The organism is Vibrio sp. 378 (assembly GCF_033339435.1).
This window is the reverse complement of the sequence record NZ_JAWOUO010000319.1, coordinates 1-542: the sequence shown is the minus strand read 5'-3', so window position 1 is coordinate 542 and position 542 is coordinate 1. Positions and strand designations below refer to the sequence as shown.

Here is a 542-nt window from a genome sequence, read left to right as displayed (position 1 = left end):
TTCAGTTGGTGTTGTTGCACTGAGAAGAACATTCATTCCTGTGGTGTCAACAGCAGCATTTTCTTCCGTTGTTGCAGTTGTCGCCTCTTTGCGCTCTTCACTTGAGAAAGTTTGTGCAGCAAGGCGAAAGCTTGGTACTGCTTGCTCTGATAATGCTGCGGATTGATTCAGAGGTGCTTGCCCTGAAGCATTGCGCTGCGAAAAGCCTTGAACGTCTTTTGCTTGCGTGATTCGGCCTTCTGAAGCTGGAGCGGCATTTGACGATGGCAGTGAAGAAGAAATCATCATTGTGTCATCTCCATTGTCATCGCTAACTGGTACGCCATGGCACGCTCTTGGTGATCATTCGCCAAATTCATCTCGTTTTTGATCTCATTAGTGGCTTTTTCTAATGCAGTAAAAGCCTCCACGTGCACGGACTTAGCACGCAGAATTTCAGGTGCCAGTTTGGGATCTTTCAAAAACGGCTTATGACTGATAAGCAGCTCTCGAAGCTGCAAATCATGGCGTTTTAGCGCGTGCCAATCCGCCGTCTTAGTGGC

General features: G+C 47.8%; 1 protein-coding gene and 1 pseudogene. Both read right to left on the bottom strand.

Features of this window, described 5'->3' with window-relative positions:
- Window positions 1-288 (bottom strand): annotated as a pseudogene (locus tag R7Q48_RS25970) (flagellar hook-length control protein FliK); the annotation flags it as partial.
- Window positions 285-542, bottom strand: a 258-nt coding sequence (locus R7Q48_RS25965) for a LafD (protein ID WP_318133061.1), incomplete at its 5' end; no start/stop codon positions are given. The gene R7Q48_RS25965 and the pseudogene R7Q48_RS25970, both read right to left, overlap by 4 nt.